18 protein-coding genes and 1 pseudogene are annotated in these 21,858 nt (G+C 59.5%); 8 read left to right on the top strand and 11 right to left on the bottom strand.

All coding sequences use genetic code 11. The features are described from left to right. Positions 1-195: 195 nt before the first annotated feature. Both CFR71_RS09295 and CFR71_RS09290 read left to right on the top strand, forming a co-directional pair. A complete protein-coding gene (locus tag CFR71_RS09295) occupies positions 196-2,445 on the top strand; it encodes a TonB-dependent receptor (RefSeq protein ID WP_207781360.1) in 2,250 nt (749 codons plus the stop codon). A 168-nt stretch (positions 2,446-2,613) separates the two neighbouring features. Continuing rightward, a complete protein-coding gene (locus tag CFR71_RS09290) occupies positions 2,614-3,003 on the top strand; it encodes an acyl-CoA thioesterase (RefSeq protein WP_110530456.1) in 390 nt (129 codons plus the stop codon). A 121-nt stretch (positions 3,004-3,124) separates the two neighbouring features. Here the strand turns inward: CFR71_RS09290 and CFR71_RS09285 are convergent, their stop codons facing one another. Then, positions 3,125-5,161: an FUSC family protein gene (locus CFR71_RS09285; RefSeq protein ID WP_110530455.1), complete on the bottom strand. Its 2,037-nt coding sequence runs from the start codon at positions 5,159-5,161 to the stop codon at positions 3,125-3,127. A gap of 383 nt (positions 5,162-5,544) precedes the next feature. On the opposite strand from CFR71_RS09285, the gene CFR71_RS09275 reads away from it, so the two are divergent. Beyond that, positions 5,545-6,474, top strand: a complete 930-nt coding sequence (locus CFR71_RS09275; protein ID WP_110530453.1) for a 2-hydroxyacid dehydrogenase — start codon at positions 5,545-5,547, stop codon at positions 6,472-6,474. 169 nt (positions 6,475-6,643) lie between these two features. Here CFR71_RS09275 and ddpX read toward each other — a convergent pair whose 3' ends face one another. Both ddpX and CFR71_RS09265 read right to left on the bottom strand, forming a co-directional pair. After that, positions 6,644-7,216 (bottom strand): D-alanyl-D-alanine dipeptidase, encoded by a 573-nt coding sequence (ddpX, locus tag CFR71_RS09270; protein WP_110530452.1) that lies wholly within the window; start codon positions 7,214-7,216, stop codon positions 6,644-6,646. A gap of 44 nt (positions 7,217-7,260) precedes the next feature. Next, on the bottom strand, positions 7,261-7,878 hold the full coding sequence (locus CFR71_RS09265; RefSeq protein ID WP_239019280.1) for a hypothetical protein: 618 nt from the start codon (positions 7,876-7,878) through the stop codon (positions 7,261-7,263). A 194-nt stretch (positions 7,879-8,072) separates the two neighbouring features. Between CFR71_RS09265 and CFR71_RS09260 the strand changes: the two genes are divergently transcribed. Further along, positions 8,073-8,744 (top strand): SCO family protein, encoded by a 672-nt coding sequence (locus CFR71_RS09260; protein ID WP_110530450.1) that lies wholly within the window; start codon positions 8,073-8,075, stop codon positions 8,742-8,744. 28 nt (positions 8,745-8,772) lie between these two features. Here the strand turns inward: CFR71_RS09260 and CFR71_RS09255 are convergent, their stop codons facing one another. Together CFR71_RS09255 and CFR71_RS09250 are read right to left on the bottom strand one after the other, a co-directional pair. After that, positions 8,773-11,121 carry a TonB-dependent receptor family protein gene (locus CFR71_RS09255; RefSeq protein ID WP_408891811.1) on the bottom strand — a complete coding sequence of 783 codons (2,349 nt, stop codon included), beginning with the start codon at positions 11,119-11,121 and terminating at the stop codon, positions 8,773-8,775. A gap of 85 nt (positions 11,122-11,206) precedes the next feature. Continuing rightward, complete coding sequence (locus CFR71_RS09250) at positions 11,207-11,599, bottom strand: hypothetical protein (RefSeq protein WP_110530449.1); 393 nt, start codon at positions 11,597-11,599, stop codon at positions 11,207-11,209. Between the two features lie 404 nt (positions 11,600-12,003). On the opposite strand from CFR71_RS09250, the gene CFR71_RS16175 reads away from it, so the two are divergent. Together CFR71_RS16175 and CFR71_RS09245 are read left to right on the top strand one after the other, a co-directional pair. Continuing rightward, positions 12,004-12,228, top strand: coding sequence for a hypothetical protein (locus tag CFR71_RS16175; RefSeq protein WP_133251123.1), 225 nt, complete (start codon positions 12,004-12,006; stop codon positions 12,226-12,228). A gap of 263 nt (positions 12,229-12,491) precedes the next feature. Next, on the top strand, positions 12,492-12,797 hold the full coding sequence (locus tag CFR71_RS09245; protein ID WP_110530448.1) for a hypothetical protein: 306 nt from the start codon (positions 12,492-12,494) through the stop codon (positions 12,795-12,797). 102 nt (positions 12,798-12,899) lie between these two features. On the opposite strand, the gene CFR71_RS09240 is transcribed toward CFR71_RS09245, so the two are convergent. From CFR71_RS09240 to wrbA, 3 genes are all read right to left on the bottom strand, one after another. Beyond that, the gene (locus CFR71_RS09240; RefSeq protein WP_110530516.1) at positions 12,900-15,398 is read right to left on the bottom strand and encodes a mechanosensitive ion channel family protein; all 2,499 of its coding nucleotides are present in this window, start codon (positions 15,396-15,398) and stop codon (positions 12,900-12,902) included. Between the two features lie 797 nt (positions 15,399-16,195). Beyond that, a complete protein-coding gene (locus tag CFR71_RS09235) occupies positions 16,196-16,846 on the bottom strand; it encodes a YceI family protein (protein ID WP_239020340.1) in 651 nt (216 codons plus the stop codon). A gap of 36 nt (positions 16,847-16,882) precedes the next feature. Next, positions 16,883-17,494 (bottom strand): NAD(P)H:quinone oxidoreductase, encoded by a 612-nt coding sequence (gene wrbA, locus CFR71_RS09230; RefSeq protein ID WP_110530447.1) that lies wholly within the window; start codon positions 17,492-17,494, stop codon positions 16,883-16,885. A gap of 431 nt (positions 17,495-17,925) precedes the next feature. Between wrbA and CFR71_RS09225 the strand changes: the two genes are divergently transcribed. After that, positions 17,926-18,132: a cold-shock protein gene (locus CFR71_RS09225; protein WP_110530512.1), complete on the top strand. Its 207-nt coding sequence runs from the start codon at positions 17,926-17,928 to the stop codon at positions 18,130-18,132. A 95-nt stretch (positions 18,133-18,227) separates the two neighbouring features. Next, on the top strand, positions 18,228-18,695 hold the full coding sequence (locus tag CFR71_RS09220; protein WP_110530446.1) for a hypothetical protein: 468 nt from the start codon (positions 18,228-18,230) through the stop codon (positions 18,693-18,695). Positions 18,696-18,760: 65 nt separating this feature from the next. Here the strand turns inward: CFR71_RS09220 and CFR71_RS09215 are convergent, their stop codons facing one another. The 3 genes and pseudogenes from CFR71_RS09215 to CFR71_RS17195 form a co-directional block, all read right to left on the bottom strand. Then, entirely contained in the window at positions 18,761-20,272 is a 1,512-nt protein-coding gene (locus CFR71_RS09215) for a sodium:solute symporter family protein (RefSeq protein WP_110530444.1), read from the bottom strand. After that, positions 20,269-20,445: a DUF3311 domain-containing protein gene (locus CFR71_RS09210; RefSeq protein WP_110530442.1), complete on the bottom strand. Its 177-nt coding sequence runs from the start codon at positions 20,443-20,445 to the stop codon at positions 20,269-20,271. Before CFR71_RS09210 ends, CFR71_RS09215 begins: the two co-directional genes overlap by 4 nt. Before the next feature lie 164 nt (positions 20,446-20,609). Continuing rightward, positions 20,610-21,749, bottom strand: a pseudogene (locus CFR71_RS17195) (TolC family protein); the annotation flags it as partial. Positions 21,750-21,858: the final 109 nt, after the last annotated feature.

Genomic DNA, 21,858 nt, shown 5'->3' with positions numbered 1-21,858 from the left:
CGTGACGGATGCGACATGTGTGCCAGATATGCCGTTATCCACGCATGGATTGCAGGGGTACGCGTTCATACCAGCATGAAATGACGTCATGAAGCCGTACGAATGCTGGAATATGACAGAAATATCCCGATGCGACCTGCCTTGAGACGACCTGACCCCGCGCTGCCTGTCCTGTCGCGTCGCCATGTCCGGCTGATGGCATGGGGGCTGGCGATCCTGACGTTCCCCCTGCATGTCCAGGCGGCCACAGGGAACCCGCATCATGGCCGCCCGCGTCACCAGCGCCCGGCAACCCCCGCGCGTCCCAGGGTGGAGGCCATCACGGTGAATGCGCAGCGCCGTGATTTTTCCTATCCCGAGGCCCAGCATGTCCCTGACGCGGATACGCGACTGACGGCCGCCCGCCTGATCGAGCGTGGCGTGGTCTCCCTGCGCGGGCTGGAGCGGGTGGCGCCGAACCTGACCATCCAGAGCATCAATGGAACGGCCTCGACCAACTTTTACCTGCGTGGTGTCGGTTTCAACGACTTCACGCAGAACAATATGCCCACCGTCCTGTCCTATTTCGATGATGTGCCCTTTGCTTTTTCCACCATGACGGACGGGATGATGTTCGACATGGCGGGCGCGGAAGTGACGCCCGGCCCGGTGGGAACGCGCCATGGGCAGTCGGATACAGGCGGGGAGGTGCGCCTGCGCACCAATGACCCGACCGATACGTGGCATTACGGCGCCCGGCAGGATATCGCGTCGTATGCCCGCAGCCGGAGCGAGGCTTACGTTTCCGGGCCGCTTGCAAAGGGGCTGAGCTTTCGCCTCGCGGGGCAGACACAGCAGGGGGGCGGGTGGCAGCGCGATCCCCTCAATGGCGATCATCTGGGGGATGCCAACCTGTGGGCCCTGCGTGGCAAGCTGAAATGGACGCCCGACAGCCATACGACCCTGATGATATCGGGTCATTTCACGCAGGACGACAACGAGGTCGTCAACGGCATTCCCGTCCACCAGCTTGTTGGTACCTCCGGCCTGCCGGTGGAAGGCTGGCAGCAGACCGAATGGTCCATGCGTGACGCGTTCGCGCACCTGATCGGTCGCAAGACCGGCCTGAAGCCCAGCGAGCATGACCAGTTCTGGGGCGCGGACGTTCATTTTTCCCATGATTTCGGGCCGGTGACCTTCTCGTCCATCAGCGCGTTCGAGACCGAACGTGAGGGAGAATATACCGATCAGGACGGCACGGCCCTGGCGCAGGCCGATACCTATCGCACCATCGATGCGAACGCCTTTACGCAGGAGGCGCGGCTTCAGTCATCGCATCCCCATGACAGGTTCCAGTGGACTGTCGGCGCATTTTACCAGCGCAGCCGCATGCAGCAGCGGTTCTTTTTCGATTATACCGATTACGTGCCACAGCGCGGGTACATGATGGCGACCCATTTCGGCATGGATCAGGAAAGCACGTCGGAATTCGGGAACATCAGCTATCGCTTTCCCCATGGCGTTACCCTGTGGGCGGGGTTGCTGCATGAAATTGATGACCGTTCCATCTCCGGCCTTCAGTCGGTCATTTTTGGTAGAAGCCAGCAGGATTTCCATGGGGAAAGCACGGCCGCCGCGCAGTATGCGGGACAGGCGGGCGTATCATGGCAGGCAGCCCGGCATGCGCTGGTCTATTTCAAGATCAGCAAGGGATTCAAGCCCGGCGGCTTTACCGCAAACAATACCCAGGTCCAGGCGCAGCTTGATCCCTTTAAGCCGGAAACCGTGCTGACCTATGAACTTGGCCTGAAAAGCGATCCGTTCCCGAACAGGCTGCGTCTCAATGCCGCGGCATTTTATAACGATTATCATAACCAGCAGATTGTCGGGACCGTGCTGATCCCCAATTATGGTCCGTTGAGTGAAATCACCAACGCCCCCAAATCCGAAAGCTGGGGATTTGAGGCGACGCTGGATATCCACCCGTTCGCGCATCTGTTCGTAACGCAGAATCTGGGCTGGCAGCGTGGTAATTTCCAGAATTTCCCCACCGTGAACCGTGCCGCGACCAATGCCTATTACGCGCAGCATGGCGTGTGGAAGGCCATAGATGACAATTTCGCCGGGGTTGATAATGGGCAGCCCAAGCTGACGCTGAATGGCAATGCGGAATGGCGGCAGCCCCTGGGGCCGCATTATGGGCTGGATGTGGGGCCCGACTGGCTCTATCGCGACAGCCAGGCGATCACCCCCGGGGGGACGGGTTTCTATCGTCTTCCACCATATTTCCTGCTGGGCGCGCATATGACGTTTCATCCCGCGTCCAGCCACTGGTCTGCGACCGTTTACGCCACCAACCTGCTGAACCGGCGTTATGCCGAAAGTGGGGGGATGGCGACCACGACATATTTCTATATCCCCGGGGCGCCGCGATTTGTGGGGGGACGTATTTCGTGTGATTTCTAAGGCCGCGACCTGTCACAAAAATGTGCGGCGTGCCGGGGCCGCGTGGCTGCATGACCTGAAAACAATCATGTATGGTACAGGCTGTTCATAAAAAGACAGAATTCGAAAATCCACCCTTCCCATTCCGAAAACAAGAAAAATGCACGCCTGGCGTGAAAGGGGAAACTCATGAATGAAAATACTGCCGGTCCGTCAGGCGATCTGGCCATCCGTGTCGTGGCCATGCCCGCTGATACCAATCCGGCGGGGGATATCTTTGGCGGGTGGCTGATATCACAGATGGATATCGCCGCCAGCACCACGGCGGCCCTGCGGGCGCGGGGACGGTGTGCCACGGTCGCGATTGACCGGGTTGTATTCCATCGGCCCGTCGCGGTCGGTGATGAGGTCAGTATTTACACAAGCATCATAAAGGTTGGCCGTACCTCCATGACCATCGCGGTCGAGGCATGGCGGCGGGTGCGTCATACAAGCGAAATCCAGAAAGTAACCGAAGGACATTTCGTTTTTGTCGCCCTTGACGCCAACGGACGTCCGCGTTCGGTGCTGGATTCCTGAAAGGATTGTCTGAAAACGACCTGTTGGCCCAAATGACAAAAGTTTTCGGGTGCCGACTTTTTTAAAAATACAGTGTTATTTTGAGGATTTTGGAAACAGCGCGTGGCAAGGCGCGGCGGTATCAGGTCCGGGCGTTTTCAGGCACGATGGCGGGATCGTTCAGCATCGCCGCCATTTCCTCAAGCGTTGGCGCAATGTCCGGGGCTGTCGCGACGATATCCGACCATGCCATCCGTTGCCTGATCATGTCCCATCGTGGTGATGGTGGCGGGCACGTATCGGATGGGACGCAGGAACGTTCCATCCACTCGACACTTGCCGCGCCCGCGATGTGGCGTAGCGAAAGCAGGATCTGCCCCGTCATCTCCAGTCGGGGGGACCTGCGCAGCCCTTCCAGCCTGTTCTGCTGATAACGGATTTCGGCCCGCGTGCTGGCGGTGCCGGCCATGCGCCGGGCCTGTTCGATCCTGCCATGATCCGTGATGGGAAAGGTTGTCGCCATCATGGCGTAACGGATATTGGCGATGAATGCATCAGCCACCTGTGCCGCAAGCGGAGGGGAGCGTCGTTCCGGCCAGAGCAGCAGGCATCCCGCAAATCCGACCAGACTGCCGATGATATTGTCCAGCGAACGCGCCAGGCCGACATCCCAGCCCATCGCCGGGCTGACCAGATCCGTGACCAGTACGAACAGCTGCGTCATGAACAGGACAAGCAGCGTGTAATTGACCGCCCGGAATGCGATGGTCGCCGCGGCAAGCGGGAAAATCGTCGCCAGTATCAGCCATACGGGAAATATGACACCCATGATGGCGGCGGCCATCCCACCGGCGATGCTGCCGATGACACGTTCGATCGTACGCGGCAGCGTGGCCGTCGCCTGTGGCTGCATGACCACGATCACAGCCATCATGGCCCAATAGGCATAGGGAAGGGCGAATTCCAGCGTGATGCCATAGGCGATCAGGACGGACACGGACAGGCGCGCGGAATGGCGCATGACCACCTGCCACCCATGCCATTTCGACGCGGAAGGCGGGGGGCGGTTTTTCATTGGCACAGGGGCGCGGCGAGGCGTGTCCTGCAGGGTTGCGATAAAATTCCCCAATGCCTCCGCGCAGATCAGCGCGCCTGATCCGAAAAGGGCATTTTTGTCCCCGGACGACGCACGAAGCCACGCAACCTGCTGTTCCAGTTTCCGGACATCGGGAAGGGGCTGGATCATCATCCGGGCGGTGCGTTCCATCACGCTCATGAATCGACGGATGACCCGCCGCTGTTCCGGGGAAGGTGGCTGGGACAGGACAGCGTGTTCAAAGGCGATGAGGACCACGAAAATCCTGTCGGCTGTCTCCAGCGTCGATAACAGCAGGGCGCGCGTCTGGTCGCTGGCGGTATAGGGGGAGAGCGTTTCGATACGTCCCCGCGCCAGTTCGATGCGCATGCGGATTTCGCGTCGATAGGCGCCAGTATCACGTGGGGCATTTGGCGTCCCGTCAGGAAAACCCGGACGTGGCGTCATCAGCTGACGTGCCATGCGTCCTTCCTCCCGGAAAATCGCGGCACATGCCTGACGCAGCGGGGCATCGGCATCGACCGGCCATGCGACAATGCAGATGGCCAGCGCCCATCCCGATCCCAGCGCGAACAGCCCCGCGATTGCCAGCGCGCCATGTGGCGGCATGGGATAACATACCGCCACCACGGCAACGATGGCCGCCAGCGCCCCGACCTGCGTCGTGATGGCGCCACGCAGCCGCCCGACGCCACAGGCGAATACGATTGCCCCCAGACATGGCGCGGCCATCATGGGGCCATATCCCGCGGCCATGGACATGACGGCGGCAATGACCGTGCCAATCAGGCCAAATGCCAGCAGCGTGCGCAGCCGGACATGCAGCGGTCCCCCCGGATCGACCAGACAGGTCCAGAACGCGGCAAAGGCGGACCATGCCATCAACGGCATGCCCAGCGCCATGGCAAGTGCCATCATGATCCCCACCGCCAGCGCGGCGCGCAATCCCTCGCGCAGGGCGATCTGCTCCGGTGCCATGCTGATGGCCCGCGCACCCAGCCAGTGCGTCAGGCTGGCTGGCATCAGGCGCAGGAATGCAGCATGCAGGCTGTCGTTCCTGCGCGGGCGAAATCCTGTCGTCATGGATTACCGGATGGATGAGGGTAAAAGATGCAGGCGGAAACTGGTCCTGTTCTTCATGTTTTCCAGTTCTTTTCCCATGTATCCAATAATGAGGGACGATACCGCCGGATCCCGCCGTGGTCATGTCATGCAAAGGATGGATATATACGATTGTCCATATCGTTTCATGAAAAAAACATCCACCTGTCGCGTCCACGCGGGCGGGGTGGAAAATATCCCCGCTGGCGCGATTGCGTGGGTGGGAAAGGGCATGGCTGCAAGGGGACTGCGCAGGTAAATCCCGCCGGGTAAGAAGGATATGGCGCATTATTGATGCATTGGTGGGCGCGAAATATCGCGGCCTGCTGTTATGTTCTTTCCCCCATCGAAGAAGGAGAACACCGATGAAACCCGATATCTTGTTGATGGAACGCATGATGCCCCGGATCGAGAAGGCACTGAACGATGCCTATACGGTGCATTACCTTCCCGATGTGCCGGCCCTTCCGGCCATCGCGCCGCGCATCCGTGCCGTGGTTACCGGCGGCGGGACCGGTGTTCCCCCCGATATCATGGCGGCCCTGCCACAGCTGGGGCTGATCGCCATCAACGGGATCGGCACGGATGCGGTTGACCTCAACGTGGCGCGCCAACGCAATATCCATGTCACCACCACTCCGGGTGTCCTGACCGACGACGTGGCGGATATGGCGATTGCGCTGCTTCTGGCGCTCAGCAGGGGGATTGTTCGGGGTGATCGGTATGTGCGTGACGGAAAATGGCCCCAGGGGGCACCAATCCCGCTGGGACATCGGGTGACGGGACGCGTCATGGGGATCGTGGGGATGGGGCATGTCGGCCGCGCGATCGCCCGCAGGGCGGAGGCCTTTGGCATGCGCGTCGCCTATAATGATGTGCGGGAAATGACGGATGTCGGTTTTGCCTTCCATGCGGATCTGGAGGACCTTGCCCGTTCGAGCGAGATTCTGGTGGTCGCGGCGGCAGGCGGCGCGGGATCGCGCGGGATCGTCAATGCCAAAGTGCTGGAGGCACTGGGGCCGGAAGGATTGCTGATCAATGTCGCGCGTGGAAGCGTCGTGGATGAAGACGCCCTGGTCGCGGCCCTGCAGCAGGGGCGGATAGGGGGGGCCGGGCTGGATGTCTTTGCCCATGAGCCCGACGTTCCGCCTGCCTTGCTGGGAATGGATAATGTGGTGCTTCAGCCGCATCGCGCCAGTGCTACGGTCGAGACACGGCTGGCGATGGGGGAGATGGTGCTGAAAAATGTGGCGGCTTTTTACGCCGGGGAAAAACTGCTGTCGCCGGTCGTATGAAACGGGGCCAGGAATAAGGGACTGATTGGAAAGTTCAGCCCAATGATATCCAAAAATCTTTGAAAATACGTCGTATTTTTCAAAAAATATGGCGTTCATGTCAGGCTTTGTAAAATATTATGCCATGGAAATTTCCCGGGGCTGTTCCTCGCCGCCCCGGGAATTACATTCAGGTGGCGCCGGTGTCGGCCTGCAGGGGGCCATCAGGAACATCCGCGGCTGTCATGGTCGGGAAGTTTTCGCGTGATGGAAGGTTGTAGTGCCACCATTCCGGTTCGTAAGGTTCCCAGCCAGTCGCGGTCATGATGCCCAGCAACAGGGCACGGTTGTGGATGGCGTCAGATGAAAGCCCGTCCAGCGCGCCATGGGCGGACAGGGGCGTCATGGCGTCGAAATCCGTGCCCATTGGCAGGTTGTATCCCGTCGCGGGATCGAACAGGGTCAGATCAATCGCGATGCCACGCGGATGCGTACCGCCCAGCGCGGGATCAGCCACGAAGGCGCTGTCCGATATCGCATGCCACAGGATGGCCTGTGCCTCCAGCGGCCGGAAGGCGTCGAATACCCTGAAACCCAGACCGATGGCCCGCGCGCGGGCGAGGGCACGATGAAACGCGGCATGGGCCTCTGCCCGGAGAAGGGCGACCCCACGGTCATATATCGGGCGTCCCACGAAGTTGTTGCGGGAGGCATAGCGGATATCGAGGATGACATCCTCTTTTTCATCAATGGGCAACAGCATTCATGACAATCCCATGGGACGACAGGGGTCGGACGGGAGGAATCCTATTTTATCCCCATTTCATCCTTCATCTTGCGTATTTCGACTTCTTTTTCATACTGCGCCATCCTGTCCTTGAGATGCGCGAACAGGATATTGTCATCATGGATTACCAGCTTACGCAGACGCCAGAACTGCTCGGCGTCCATGATCAGCGTGCGTGATATGCCATCCAGCGCATCGACCTGAATGTATTTCCGGTGATTTTCCAGATCATCATAGGTCTCTTCGGCGAAGATGGGCACGAAGCACAGCCTTACCGTGCAGGAAATCGGCTTGTAGGGGAAAATGTGAAGGCCGTCGAAAACCTTGACGCGGCTGACATCGAACTTCTGATATTCCTTCAGCAGCCATGCCTTTTCCTGTTCGGTTGCCATCTGGTCAAAATCCGTCAGGTGCACGTCAAGGAAGATGCTCTGGTCGCGCACGACGGTCTGGTTCGCGGCGTCGAGCTGACTGGCATAGGCAGCTTCCTCCTGCGAATGCTTTATCAGCACATTATGCTTGGCGAAGTCCTTGTCACTATGGTCCGTCCAGAGGAAATATCCTCCCAGGGACAGCAGGGTGGCAAGGCCGATCACACCCGCAGCGACCAGTAACAGGTTGCGCTTGATATACAACAAAATCCCCTATTGCGCACATTGCGTTACAACAGGGCGCATCGTATCCGTGAACATGTCATGCAGGCAATCTGTATTCATCACCAGCCCTGACGGGGCGCATTGCCCGCGCGTCATGCCCGGTGACCCAGCAGGACCGGATGAGGTGACATGTCCATCCATGGCATTGCGGCGGCAGATGGGGTAACGACAGGGACATGAAGCGTTCGTCATCCTTCCCCCGGCCCCCGCGCGCAGGAAAGGGCGGACGGGACAGGACGGACCGGGCGCGCGGACGGCATGACCGGCGCGCCGTGCTGGTCCTGTCCGGCGTGGCCGCCGTGCTGCTGTGCGCGGCGGCGGCGTTCCGGACCCTGATCGCAGAAAGGCCGGCCGGGGTGATCGGGGGGCCGTACGCCCTTGTCGATGACCATGGCCATCCTGTCACGGAACGATCGTTTCAGGGACATTATACGCTGCTGTATTTTGGATATACCCACTGCCTTGATGTCTGCCCGCTGACGCTTGCGACCGTCACGGCGGCGCTGGGCCGGCTGGGGGAACGTGGACGGCAGGTCACGCCGGTTTTCATTTCCGTCGATCCGGCGCGCGATACCCCGGCAAGGGTCCATGCCTATGTGGCGTCCTTTTCCCCCCGCATTGTCGGCCTGACCGGCGATCCGCAGGATATCCGCAAGGTGGCGGCGGAATTCCATGTCACGGTCCGTCCCCGCCAGATGACCGCCGCCACTGCCGGTAATTACCAGATCGATCACAGTTCGATGCTGTTCCTGATGGATGGGAACAATCATCTGGTATCGATGTTTCCCGTCGATTCCAGCGCGGAGGAGATTGCAACGCGGCTGCGCAATCTCCTGCCCGGAGGCTGAGGCGGCGCGATCGATGGCGGCCAGTGGCCTAGAACCGGATTCTGACGCCGCCGAAGAAAGCGCGGGGAGAGCCGGCGTAAATCGACCCCGTGCGCGTCGCCAGCGTTGACGCCCCGGCATCGCGACCATTGGCGCCCAGCACGTCGGTAATGTTGGTCGCCCCGGCAATATAGGTCTGGTTGGCAAGGTTCTGTATCTCGAAAAAACCATGCAGATAATGTGCGAAGCCGAAGCGTTCGGGCGGGTCATAATGCAGTTCGAGATTGAGCAGGTCATATCCCGGCGCCTTGAGGATATTGGCATTGTCCAGCCAGTAATCGCCGCGCCATGTGACCTCGACATAGCCGCCGATACCCTCCAGCGGACCGTCCGGCTGGTCATAAAGGAAGCGGGCATTCAGGAAATGGGGAATGACGCCGGGGATGCTTCTGCCGGATCGGTCAAGGGCACGTGACATCGTGGTATTGGACAGTACTTCAGTATAACTGGTGTAAATCTGGTTGTCATAGGTATAGCTCAGCATGATGCGTCCCCCCGGCAGGGCACGGGGCAGCGGCGTCCATGTCGCCCCGATTTCCACGCCGCGATGCTGGGATGCCGGCGCGTTGAAGGTATAGGATCCCACGGTGTTCACGCCTGCCGACTGGCTGACCAGTTCGTTATGATAGAACTCATAAAAGCCTGTCGCCTGAAGATTGAGGGTGGGCAGCGGATGCCAGTCCATCCCCAGGTCGAACCCCAGGCTTGTCTCGCTGCGGAGTTGCGTATTGTTGCCATAGGTGCCCCGTGGCGTGATGAACAGGTTGGAGGTGGTGGGCGTGGCATAGGCCGTGCCCACGCGCGCGTGCAGTGTCCATGCCCGTGATGGCGCGTAGATGAGCGATGCTTCCGGCGCGAGGTTGAAGAAGTGCCGGTCCGCCGCCACGACCCGCTGGCTGGTGCCCGCCGCGCTGCCGGTAAACAGGGTTTCTGCCGCGTGCAGCCCGGAATATGTCCCCCCAAGCCCCACGACAAGATGCCATGACCGGGCAAAGTGCAGGTCTTCGTGAAACCGCAGGCCCGCGTTCCACTGATGGCTCCAGCTCGACTGGCTCAGCGCGCCCTGATGGGCATGACCGGCAGGCGTGACGTTATAGACCATGGACAGGGCATCCATGTCGTCAAAGCTGATTCCCCCGAAACTGGTCAGATCCATTCCGCCGACACGTGACCTGCTGGTGACGTCGCTGCTGCCTGCATAGGAATCGTATGGCCCGGTATAGGCATAGGGGGAGGTGGGCTGGTCGATATGCCTCTGGTCGTAAGTGAACTGGGTTCGCACGGTCGTGCTGGCGTTGACGTCATGTTCCCATCGCACCCCCGCGACCGTGCGACGGTCAAACCGGCCGAGGCCCGCCGCCTGGGGGCTGACCGCGACGCGGGTTCCGTAGCTGCCATTTTCCAGCAGGCTGACGCTGGCGCATCCGGCGGCGGCATGGCTGGCATCGCTGCACCCGGACTGAAAGGGATTGGCCTTGTACTGTGCCAGCGACAGGCGCACCGGCAGATAGGCGTCGGTTATATTATTGACGAATTTGACGATCAGGCGGTCCGTAGATGTCAGGTTGATCCGCAGGCGCAGGTTTTCGGTCGATGTCTGGTATCCGCTGTTGGCGATGAAGCCGTTGCCGCGCACGTCGCTGCCGAAGATGGCAAGGTCATATTTCTTTCCCGCCAGGCCCAGCGTCGCGTAATTGTTGATCATGCCAAAGCTGCCGAAATCTGACCCGATTTCGACCCCGTGGATATCGGCCCCCTGGCGCGTCCGGAAATTGATCGCGCCATTGATGGCGTAATTGCCATAAACGGTGGAGGCCGGTCCCTGAAACACGTCGATACCGTCATAGGCATGGGGATCAATCAGGTCGGACCGGGCCGTGCCATCCGGCTGGGTCATGGGAAAGCCGTCCTCCAGCACCTGAATGTTCTTCATGCCATATGCCTGCCGGTCACCCGATCCGCGTACCGAGACCACGACATCGCGGGGGCCGTTTCCCGCGACGAAACTGACGCCCGGAATGGTCACCACCATGTCGGCGACGCTCTGGCCCACATGCGTGGCGAAAGCGTCGCGTGACGCGCTGTAGGTCGTCTGACCGGCGGGGCGCACGTTCGCGGCCGCGGGATGGGATGATGTGCCGATAACCGTGATCGTCTCGTGTGGCGGCTGTGGGACTGTCCGTCCGGGGGATGTGTCGCCACGTGATGCCGGCTTGCGGGGATGCTGGATGCGGGAGGGATCCGATGTTGAAGGCGCGTCGCCAGCGCGGGCCGGCATGGTCGGCGCACTGGCCAGAAAGGCCAGTGCGCAGCCAGCCATGCCCGCGTGGCGGAGCATCGCACTGAATGCAGGATACATGTTGGGATGACCTGAAAGATGAATCGGGTACGCCCGCGCAAAGGCGGGGCGGAAAGCACGTGATTCAGCTCAGGTGGGGTGGTCCCTGCGGGCAGAGCGCGCAGTAACGGGCGCGTGGCGGCCCACGCACGGGCGGAAAGATCCACAGGCGCGATATCAGGATGCCGGAACCCAGCGCGGAAAAGCCAGCTTCCCCCGACAGGGGGCCGTCCAGTCCGTGTGCGTCCGTCAGGAGGGTCGCTGTATCCCCCACGGGTAGGTGATGGTCATGATGACCGTCATCCGGGGGCATGTCCCCCTGACACAGGATCGACAGCAGCGACAGGCGTTCCGTTTGCGGATGCAGCACGTCATCTGGCGTGGCGATGCCGCCGAAGGCGATGCGACTGATCAACGCCAGCAGGATCAGCGGCCATGCGATGATGGCCAGGTCTCCCTTCTGTCGTGTGATCGTCATGGCAATGCCTTCATGAAATCCCGTTGGCTGTCAGGAAGGACAGGGGCACGGAAATGGCGGACAATCGTTAGCAGGCGAAAGGTGGCGGAGCAATTCCCGCATGTAGGTGAAGGAATGCGTGCACGGTGTTTCCGGCAGATGGCATAAATAACGAATTTAATATGTAAATTTAATAAAAATCATATTTATCGCACATCTTGTTGCATGTGGCTATAATTTACATATTATATACGCATATAAATATTGCACAGGAACTCAGGCGTCATGGACTTAAATGCCCAGACAAACCGGATGGCGACATGCAGCGGCCGATGTCGCATGGCGCGGCAGTGCGCTGATGGAACCGGCTGTCCGTTTTCCCGCAGTGCGAATTCTCTTCATCTCGTGGTCCGGGATTCCAATTGATGTCAAAGCTGATATCCAGTCTTCCATTGCGTTCACCGTCGGGATGGTGGACCGGGTGGCGTTCGGGCCGCATGGGAAAGGCCAAGGCTTCCCTGCGATACGAAGATGTCGGGGCTGGCATTATCGGGCTGTCCCTGCTTGCCCTGCTTTCCTATGGCGTATGGAACGGGACATGCGGACTGTCTGATCTGTCGGATGCGACCGCCAGCATCCTGAAATACTGAACGCTGGCGCACGGACCACGCCGGGACAGGGGCGGTCGTTCCCCATATCCCCGCTGCGATCGGACATGACGGCCTGTCCGTCCCCGATGGGACAACCGGCATGACAAAAGGCGATGCGGACCGACCGCGTCCTGCGGCGCAGGTCAGGATTGCACCTGGCAACAGTGCGCAACACTTCTCTGTTCTGGCGGGAGGGGTATAAAGGCAACCTCCGTTATAACAACGGATGCAAGAGTTTCCTCCAGTCAAGACGGAAAATACTAATGTCAGTTCGCGATATCCTTCGTGATGCAATCCAGAAAAAAGTCGTTGTTGGCTTTACCTTCGACGGCAAGAACTACATCGGCTCTCCCCATGCGCTGGGGGAAGGCGACGGGGGCGGGCTGGTGCTGATCTCTCGCGGTGAAGACGCGCATGAAAAAGGCGTTCCGCCCACGGGACAGTGGAGCTGCCTGCGCCTGGCGGACATCACTGATGTCAAGCTGCTGCCTGAAGAGCCGTTCCATGTCGGTCATCCGGATGCCCACGCCCTCAAGGCGCTGCATAAGATCGACATCCGCGTCGCCTGATGCTGCTGCTCCCGCGTCCGGTACCGGGCGCGGGAGGGTGCCGGCCACAAAACGGTCCTGTCGTTGCCTGCCCACGCATGTCGCGGGGCAGGCATTGTTTTTTCATGCCTCCGCGTGTGGCGGCGCGGCCTGCTGGCCCGGCGTGACATTGGGGGCGTCGGCATATTTTATATCCAGAGCGGACGTGCCCGGCATGTTCCCAAGGAAGCTGATGCTGCTGGGGACGGGGAATTTGACCCCTTCCTTGGTCATCCGCACCGCAAGCCTGCTGTAATACGCGCGATAGACCGTCCATTTCGAGCCCGGCACCGTCCGGAACGCGCCAAGGAAATTGGCGCCATTGCCATCTGCCTGCTCAATCCCGAGGAACGAGAATTCCGACAGGATCAGGTGGCCATACCGCGTGGTCTTGCGCAGTTTTTCCAACTCGTCATGCAGGATTGCCGCGACACGCTGGGGGTCCTCGCTCAGGTCGATCATGAAATTGGTGACGACGAGGTTGTAATCGCGCGACGTGTTGGCGATGGATGACACCTCGGAGAACGGGATGATGTGAAGGTCGCCGTTTACTGAACGCAGGCGCAGCGTGCGGATCGACAGGTGTTCCACCGTACCTGAAATGCCGCTGGCGGTGACCCAGTCCCCAACCTGGATGGCGTTTTCCGCCAGCATGAAAAAGCCGGTGATGAAATCCTTGACCAGGCTCTGCGCGCCAAAGGCGATGGCGGCACCCATGATGCCCGCGCCCGTCAGCAGCGGCGCGACATTGATCCCGATCTGCGACAGGGTGGTCACCGCCACGATAATGACGATGATCGCCAGCAGGACGGTCTTGATGATGGGCAGGACCGTTCGCAGGCGGCTGGCGCGCCCTTCCTGCGATGTGCTTTCGAAATGGCTGATCTGGCTCTGCAGCGCGGCGTTGATGCCTTCCCACACGATGACGGCAATCGTATAGGCCACGAGGACCGTCAGGATCGCCTCGACAATTTTTGTGCCAAGGCGGCCATACATGAAGAAGTGGATCGCAGGCAGGCCCAGCGACTGCAGGAACAGGACGGCGGTGGCGAAATACAGCAGGAAAGCAAGGATCCTGCGCGAGATGGGATAGTAATAATCCACGCGCGCCTGCAGGCCGGGATAACGCGCCTCCAGCGCGGGAGAGATATGGAACAGACGGTTCTGCAGGTTGTAGGCCAGCACAGTGAACAGGCGTGACAATATCACGACCAGCGTCGTCAGGATGACGGTCCGTATGATCCATTCGTACCCGCCGCTGATATGCGTGGCCCATATCAGCCACAGGGCGAAGTTGAAGAACATCGCCGGGATCCACCACAGGTAGACCAGCCGTCCCATGAACATCCAGAAAGGCTGTTTTTTCAGCCGGTCGGATGGCTGCAGGGCGGCCGCCACATGCATGCGCACGCGCCATGTGAAGATCGCCACCAGGATATGTTCCACCAGGACCACGGTGCGTATGATCGCCTCCGTCCCACGGGCGGGCATGTCAAATACCCCGCCCAGCGTGGACAGGCAGACGACGACCGAAGGTGCCGCCACCAGGAAATTGAGCCAGCGGGTCACCATGAAGGCGGTCTGGTCACTGGCGTTGCACAGGCGGATGGCCGGGGAATGGGGAACGAACAGGGTCTCCATCAGCAGGTACACGACGCGCGCGACGACATAGGCATTGGTCAGCGTGATCGTGACGAGGGCCGCCTGATGGGTTGTCGTCAGCATGTAGGCAAAACTGTAGCCCAGTGCCAGAAACAGCCCTACCGGCAGAAGCTTTATCAGCAGGTGCAGCAGGGAATAGGGAACCCGGGCCAGCAGGCGCAGTGTCGCATGCTGTGCCTGTGTGTCGAGTTGCTGCGTCTGTTGGGTGTCCGTGCTGTCGCTGGTCTGTTGCGTGGTGGTTGAGGCGGTCGCGGCAGCGGACGGGACCATGCGGCGTTCGGTCGCGATCGCGCGCGCGGTCACGTTTGCCAGGGGCCTGCGCAGCAGAAGCGAAAAGACATGTTCCGCCGCAAGGGCGATCAGCAGGATGGCGGTCGCGCGTCCCACCGCGTCGAGCATGATTCCGCGTGACTGCGGGTTCGTGAATACGGTGTGCGTCCAGTGCACGACAAAGACGAGATCGCCGAACAGCGCGACGAAATGCTGCGCCTGTATCAGCAGGCGGCCACGCAGTGACGACATGTCCTGCACAAAGTCGCTACCCAGGCTGTCGGGTTGTACGGAAACCTCGTCCTGCGCATGTCCCGCCGGCGGCGCGGCGGCAGGGGCGGGCGCCTTTGCCGGCGCAGCGGGCAGGGTGGTTGCGATGGCGGAGAGAGTTTCCACGAATGCCTGCCGTTTTTCGGGGTCATTCATGACCGACAGGACCTGCTGCGCCTGTTCAGGTGTCATGGCAGGGGAGGCTGATGCCGTGTCTGCCGCATGCGCCCGCAGCGGAAAGCCGGAGAGTGAAAGAAGCAGCAGGAGCAGGGCTGTCACGCGCAGGCATGTTGCCCTGATGGCATGGTGGCTATGTTCGTGGGGGGGAACACACAGGGGCGATATCGCGCCCTGAAAAGAAGTATCCCTCGAATGGCGCATGTTCCACATTCCGTCCCGACTGCATGGTCCATGCCTGTCCGTGACGTAGATGCGGGGTCTCATTCAGCATGCCACACAGGCGGCATGGGTTATTACAGACCTGGATGGGAAACCACATGTCGGAAAATGCCGATCTGATATGCGATAAATTATTCTATCCGCCAGAATTGTTCTGGTATTGATTAAAGGATTTACAGGGGATGTTTTTAATATCAAAGATTCCATGAATATGCATTATATAAAATACATTGAAATGGCAGGGTGCTAAACCATTTTTCTATTTTGAATTGTATTCGTAGGATACTTTCCACGATGGTGGGGCTACATGTTTCCGGGCGTGTCGGGCTCTGGATGACAGAATGGACTGCATGGCCGTAAGTGATGGGCGTGATGCAATCTGTCTTTGCTGGTCAGGACAGAACCGCCTGAGGACCCTGATCGAGGAAATCGGTCCGAATGGCAGGTTTCGGTCGAAGCGTCTGCGAATGACGATATTCAGGAAGAACCTCACGATTCTGGCGGCGCAGGGAGGGGGCGGTATGCCCCATGATCGACAGCGCACATCTCAGGATGCACCAAAAGGCGGCCTCATTACATAAAAAGGGGAAGCGGTCTGTGGGGGAACAGATATGCAGCGGCCATCAGTTTTCGAATGTTGTAAATGGTAACGATCCTGAACATCCAGTCTTTTCGTTCATGTCAGTTCTTTATTGTTTTCATAAAAGCATAATAAATGCTTGGAAATGTCGATATATATCGCCTGCTGCTTGTCGCAAGCAGCCATGCGGCCCGTCCTGTCATTTGAGGCCCGGCTGTTCCTGATCCTGTCGTTCAAACGCGCCCGCGATGCGCAGCGTCACCGTATCGCCAATCATCGGAAGATAGGCCGTGATGCCATAATCGCTGCGTCGCAGCGTGCCGGTCGCGTCAAAACCCACCGTATATTTCCTGTTCATCGGATTGATTCCGGCGCCCACGAAACGCACCTGCAGGATCAGGGGATGCGTGATTCCATGCAGCGAAAGCAGCCCGTTCAGCGTGGCCGCGTCCGGTCCTGTCTGACGCAGGCTGATGGAAACGAATGTCGCGTCCGCGAACCGGGCGGTATCAAACCATTCGGAACCGCGCAGTTCATTATCCAGCTTCATGCTGGGCGTCTGGATGGACGCGATGGGAATGATGACGTGCAAATTCGTGGCCGGCAGGTGGCGCGGATCAAGGGTCAGGGTGCCCGAAATGTTTGAAAACATACCGCTATAATGACTGAACCCCATGTGGAGCACCGAAAATCCTGCCTCTGTATGCACGGGATCGACCTGATAGGTGCCCGCCCTGACATCGCGCGGCGCGATTGTGGCCTGGGCGTGGGCGGACATGCCGCCCACCGGGGACAGCACGCCCGCACACAGCAGGATCGCGAGGGGAAGAGAAAGATTTGTCCCTGTCATTTCCTTGCTCCCGATCCGATGTGGGGCGATTGATGTTTAAAGTGATATCTGGCCCGACAGTTTTGTCGCCAGTTCCGCGACGTGCCGGCCCAGAAAACGCGCGCCCTCGCGCTCATTGTCGGTAACCTGTCGTGAACCGTCGCCCGCGGCGATGGTCGTTGCGCCATACGGGGCGCCGCCAGTGATTTCATCCAGCCGCATCTGCCCCGCGAAGCTGTAGGGAAGTCCGCTGACCACCATGCCGTGGTGGATCAGGTTGGTCAGGATTGAAAACAGCGTCGTTTCCTGTCCCCCATGCTGTACCGCGGTCGAGGTAAAGGCCGCGCCCAGCTTGCCGATCAGCGCACCCTTGGCCCACAGTCCGCCCGTCCGGTCCCAGAAACTGGCCATCTGCGACGGCAGGCGGCCGAAACGGGTCGGCGCGCCAACAATAATGGCGTCATAATCCGGAAGTTCCTCGGGGGTTGCGATGGGGGCGGCCTGATCCAGCTTGAAGTGGCTGGTGCGGGCAATTTCCTCGGGAACCGTTTCCGGCACGCGTTTGACATCGACCGTAACACCTGCCTGGCGCACGCCTTCCGCCACGGCATGGGCCATGACTTCTATATGACCATAAGTGGAATAATAAAGTACGAGAACCTTCGTCATCACGACGCTCCTGTCAGGACAATATTCAGAATGCGCAAGGCATCGGTCGGGATGCCATCACGTAATGGAGAACAGGCATGCCGGATGCCGCGACATGCGGGACGGGGTGCAATCCCATGCCCGCAGGCCGCGGCAGGCTGTCATGCCGGCAAGAAAAGTACAGAATTCCGTAAAAATATAAATGGGGGAAAACCGCCTGTTTCAGGCGATATCCGTTCATTGAACTGCATGAAGGACACGATTGTTCTGGGGGTAGAATGACAAAAGCCGTGCATTTGAACATGGTTTGATTTATACACGACCCACGGCTGAACTTTTCTGCCACGGTAAAACTACCAGGTGCCTGATGGGCACGCTCACGTTTCTCCGCAAATGAAGGGTTTTAATCCATGCAAGGTCGCATGGCTGCCGGGTTATATAGGAGTCCTGTCATGGCTACAGGCACAGTTAAATGGTTCAACGCCCAGAAGGGTTTCGGCTTTCTTGAAGCGGACGATGGCACGGCGGACGTGTTCGTTCACATCAGCGCCGTGGAGCGCGCGGGCATGCATGGCCTGAACGAAGGCCAGAAAGTATCTTACGATCTGGAAACGGGTCGTAATGGCAAGACGTCGGCTGCAAACCTGCAGGCTGCCTGACTGTCATTGAAGAAAAGGGGTGCTTGCGCCCCTTTTTTTATAAATAAAACAAGTAAAAATATCGGAAATTCTGGTTTGAGGTCGCTTTGGTTCAAATGCGCTTCCTCTCGAGAATTGCCTTTGCCGTCGCCAGTGGTATCCTGATCCTGCTGGCCATGGCACTGATGGCCTATGGTCTTTCCGGACCGGTCATCGCGATGCGGAATTCCTGGCTGGGCATGCGTGATGCCGTCATACAGGCGGTCAGTTACGTCGTGATTGCCATTGCCGTTTTCGACGTCGCAAAATATTTCCTCGAAGAAGAAGTCGTGCAGATCAAGGGGAAGCAGACCCTGTCCGAAGCACGGATCAGCCTGACACGCTTTATCACCACCATCATTATTGCTGTATTTATCGAGGGCCTTGTCGGGGTTTTCGAGGTCAGCAACAAACAACCCGCCGAAATGGTCTATCCGGTTTTCCTGTTGCTGACGGCGACGCTGATGGTGCTTGTGCTTGGCGTCTATCAACGCATGAGCATAGGGGCGGAAAAGGAACGCAAGGAAAAAGACCTGCCTGAATAAAGCTGTTCTTGAATATTTCCTTCCGGGTGGCGGGAGGGGCCTTCTCCCGCCTTTGTGGTGGAATGTTATTCTCCCTGCTGCTCTGCCGGGACCGTCAGGCGGGATGCGGACGGAAACAGGGCCCGCATCATGAGCGAACAGCCCAGTGTCACGACAATATTGATCCCCAGCGCCAGAAGCCCGGTCGAGATCGCGACGGAAAACCCGCCTGAGCCGACGCTGTGCAGCGGTTTCAGACCATCCATCCAGCAGAGCCACAATCCTGAAACCGACCCGATGACCCAGCCAAGGAGCAGGGCCGGGGCAGGCATGCGCAACGGCAGGAGGCCCATGACCAGGGCCGGGAATGTCTGCAGGATGATCACCCCGCCCAGCAGTTGCAGGTCAATGGCGAATTTCGCATTCAGGAACAGGACGCATAACAGCGCCCCCACCTTGATGCCAAATCCCGCGATGCGCGCTCCGCTGGCGGAATTCTTGTGGCTGGGCAGGATGTTATGCATGATAAGGTTGGCCGCGCCGATGGCCATGACGGATGCGGGCACCAGCGCCCCGATCGCGATGGCGGCGAAACAGAATCCTGCGAACCATGATGGGAAAATCGCAAGGAAAAGCTGCGGCACGACCTGCGATGAGGAAGAGGTCACGATGCCTGCGGCATGGGCCATAAGGCCCAGCATCGCGATCAGGCCCAGCACGATGGTATAAATCGGCAGGAAAACCGCGTTCTGCCGAATGGTATCCGCCGATTTCGCCGCCAGGATTCCTGTCAGGGTATGGGGATAGAGAAACGCGGCAAAGGCGGAAGACAGCGCCAGCGTGGCATAGGGAATAACCTGCGCGTCACCAAGGGGGTGTCCGGATCCTGTGGGCGGCAGGTGGCGGGCCGCGACCGAAAACATCGCGCCATATCCACCCAGATGGATCGGCACGATCGTGACCGCCGCCAGTACCGCGATATAGATCATGACATCCTTGATGAATGCCGTAAGGGCAGGGGCATGCAGCCCACCCAGCCATGTATAGGCCGCCAGTGACACGAACGCGAAAACCAGCGGCAGCGTGCCGGAAAATCCAAGCGCCTCGATCACGGTGCGGATTCCGATCAGCTGAAGCGCGATATACGGCAGCACGGCGACAAGCCCGCTCAGGGCGATGGCCAGTTCCAGCGTGCGGCTGTTGAAACGCGCCCGCACGATATCCGCCGCGGTGGAGTGGCCGCCATTACGGGCGATCGTCCACAGGCGCGGCATGACCGCGAAAATGAACGGATAGACGATAATGGTATAGGGCAGGGCAAAAAATCCATAGGCGCCCGTGGAATAGACAAGGGCCGGGACCGCGATGACGGTATAGGCCGTATAGAAATCCCCTCCCACCAGGAACCATGTGATCCATGCCCCGAACTGGCGCCCCCCCAGGCCCCATTCGTCATTTTTGTCGGTGGTGGGCGCGGCCTGTCCCCGCTGGAAAAGCGGGCGCCAGAAACGAACGGTTGTTCCCAGGAATATGGTGGCGAAAAAAAAGAAAAGGAACACGCCAATCCCGGTGGCGTTGGATGCGGGTGCGGAGTTCATGAGCGTTTCCCCGTTTTCCAGGCACACCAGATCAGGACCGACGTGATCGGCACCCAGGCCAGCTGGTACCAGTAGAAAAAGGGAAATCCGAACAGGCTCGGATCCATCCTGTTATACAGGGGGACCCATAACAGCCCCACGAAAGGAAGGAGTAGCAGGCAGGCTTGTTTCATGGCTGAGCGTCTTTTTTTGTTTTTGGTAGCCTGCGACAAACATCTGAAACAGGACGCTGGATGTCAAGTATTTATGGTAACTTTACAATAATAAAATTCGTATTTCTGTTTTAATTGTGCGACGCACAATATATTTTATAATTCTGTATTGTGGAGTCGTGCGCCTATGTACGGTTTTCCCACCCGCTGCCCAGCGCCACATGCAGGTCCACCGTGCGGTAAAGCCAGTCGATATGGGCGCATAACTCGGTATTTTCCGCCCGCAGGGCCGACTGTTCCGTCTCCAGCACGTTAAGGAGATCGGAAATACCGGCCTCGTACAGCCTGCGGCTGCGCAGGTTTGCCAGCCTGCTGTCCTGCGCGGCCTGATGCAGCAGGCGCACATGCGTCTTCTTGCCGTTCCACGCCACGATAGCGTCTTCCACTTCCCGTAACGCGATCAGGATCTGCTGGTGGTATTTCAGCCGTTCGGCTTCGGCGATCGCCTGCGCGGAACGTACGCGCGCCTGCTGCTGTCCCCCATGCCCCAGCGGCAGGGATGTCAGGGCCAGCATGCGCCATGCCTGCGCGCCGGTCTCGAACAGTTGCGAAAAGGTGGAGGCATTGGGATTGTAGGTCAGGGGAAGGGTAAGGTCCGGATACATGCGCGCGACTTCGGTGCCGATGCCGTCCATGGCCTGTGCATACATGCGCTCTGCCCTGCGTATGTCCGGACGATGGCGCAGCAGCCGCCCCGGAAGCGTCCGTGGCGCAGGCGGAACCTTCGGCAGTGGGGAAGGGGATGTCAGTTCCGCGCGCAGCGAACCCGGCAGCTGTCCCACCAGAATGTCAAGCGCATGCAGGCTCTGGGCAATCGTCTTGTGCAGGACGGCGCGCTGTGACTGCTGCGTGTGCAGCAGGGAGGACGTCTGGGCAACGTGCAGGGTGTTTCCAACCCCCGCGCGTTGCAGGCGCACGGCACGGTCATGCAGGCGCGTTGCCGTGACGATATGGCGGTCGATGATGCCCAGGCGCTGCTGTGTGCCGCGTAACGTCATGTAATTGCGCGCGACCTCGGCCAGGACGGTCAGCATGATGGCGTGCCGGTTTTCCTGCGCCTGTTCAATCACCCTGTCACTGGCATCGACCTGGTGGCGAATGCGCCCGAACAGGTCGATCTGCCAGCTTGCGCCAAAGCCATAGGACAGCAGCGAGGCATGCGGGTCCCGTGGCAGGTCGTCCACATGGGGCATCGCGTTCGCCAGCGAGGTGGATTTCATCAGGTCGCCGTTCAGGCTGCTGAAATCCACCTGCGGGTACCATTGCGAGGCTTCGACGCGGAAATCTCACAGAAGGGTTGTACATCGGGTTAGATTATGAAAAAGTCTGTTTTGCACAAAAGAAATTTTCGTAAGCTATAAGAAAACCCGATGC

The sequence above is a fragment of the Novacetimonas pomaceti genome (genome assembly GCF_003207955.1).
GTDB classification, from domain to species: Bacteria; Pseudomonadota; Alphaproteobacteria; order Acetobacterales; family Acetobacteraceae; genus Novacetimonas; species Novacetimonas pomaceti.
The sequence above is the reverse complement of the archived record's forward strand: the minus strand, read 5'-3'. Positions and strand labels throughout refer to the sequence as shown.

What these genes read in the sequence shown, in the direction of transcription:
- CFR71_RS09295 (WP_207781360.1), top strand. Translation starts at nt 196, where the DNA reads ATGGCATGGGGGCTGGCGATCCTGACGTTCCCCCTGCATGTCCAGGCG.
- CFR71_RS09290 (WP_110530456.1), top strand. Translation starts at nt 2,614, where the DNA reads ATGAATGAAAATACTGCCGGTCCGTCAGGCGATCTGGCCATCCGTGTC.
- CFR71_RS09285 (WP_110530455.1), bottom strand. Translation starts at nt 5,161, where the DNA reads ATGACGACAGGATTTCGCCCGCGCAGGAACGACAGCCTGCATGCTGCA.
- CFR71_RS09275 (WP_110530453.1), top strand. Translation starts at nt 5,545, where the DNA reads ATGAAACCCGATATCTTGTTGATGGAACGCATGATGCCCCGGATCGAG.
- ddpX (WP_110530452.1), bottom strand. Translation starts at nt 7,216, where the DNA reads ATGCTGTTGCCCATTGATGAAAAAGAGGATGTCATCCTCGATATCCGC.
- CFR71_RS09260 (WP_110530450.1), top strand. Translation starts at nt 8,073, where the DNA reads ATGAAGCGTTCGTCATCCTTCCCCCGGCCCCCGCGCGCAGGAAAGGGC.
- CFR71_RS09255 (WP_408891811.1), bottom strand. Translation starts at nt 11,121, where the DNA reads ATGCTCCGCCACGCGGGCATGGCTGGCTGCGCACTGGCCTTTCTGGCC.
- CFR71_RS09250 (WP_110530449.1), bottom strand. Translation starts at nt 11,599, where the DNA reads ATGACGATCACACGACAGAAGGGAGACCTGGCCATCATCGCATGGCCG.
- CFR71_RS16175 (WP_133251123.1), top strand. Translation starts at nt 12,004, where the DNA reads ATGTCAAAGCTGATATCCAGTCTTCCATTGCGTTCACCGTCGGGATGG.
- CFR71_RS09245 (WP_110530448.1), top strand. Translation starts at nt 12,492, where the DNA reads ATGTCAGTTCGCGATATCCTTCGTGATGCAATCCAGAAAAAAGTCGTT.
- CFR71_RS09240 (WP_110530516.1), bottom strand. Translation starts at nt 15,398, where the DNA reads ATGCGCCATTCGAGGGATACTTCTTTTCAGGGCGCGATATCGCCCCTG.
- CFR71_RS09235 (WP_239020340.1), bottom strand. Translation starts at nt 16,846, where the DNA reads ATGACAGGGACAAATCTTTCTCTTCCCCTCGCGATCCTGCTGTGTGCG.
- wrbA (WP_110530447.1), bottom strand. Translation starts at nt 17,494, where the DNA reads ATGACGAAGGTTCTCGTACTTTATTATTCCACTTATGGTCATATAGAA.
- CFR71_RS09225 (WP_110530512.1), top strand. Translation starts at nt 17,926, where the DNA reads ATGGCTACAGGCACAGTTAAATGGTTCAACGCCCAGAAGGGTTTCGGC.
- CFR71_RS09220 (WP_110530446.1), top strand. Translation starts at nt 18,228, where the DNA reads ATGCGCTTCCTCTCGAGAATTGCCTTTGCCGTCGCCAGTGGTATCCTG.
- CFR71_RS09215 (WP_110530444.1), bottom strand. Translation starts at nt 20,272, where the DNA reads ATGAACTCCGCACCCGCATCCAACGCCACCGGGATTGGCGTGTTCCTT.
- CFR71_RS09210 (WP_110530442.1), bottom strand. Translation starts at nt 20,445, where the DNA reads ATGAAACAAGCCTGCCTGCTACTCCTTCCTTTCGTGGGGCTGTTATGG.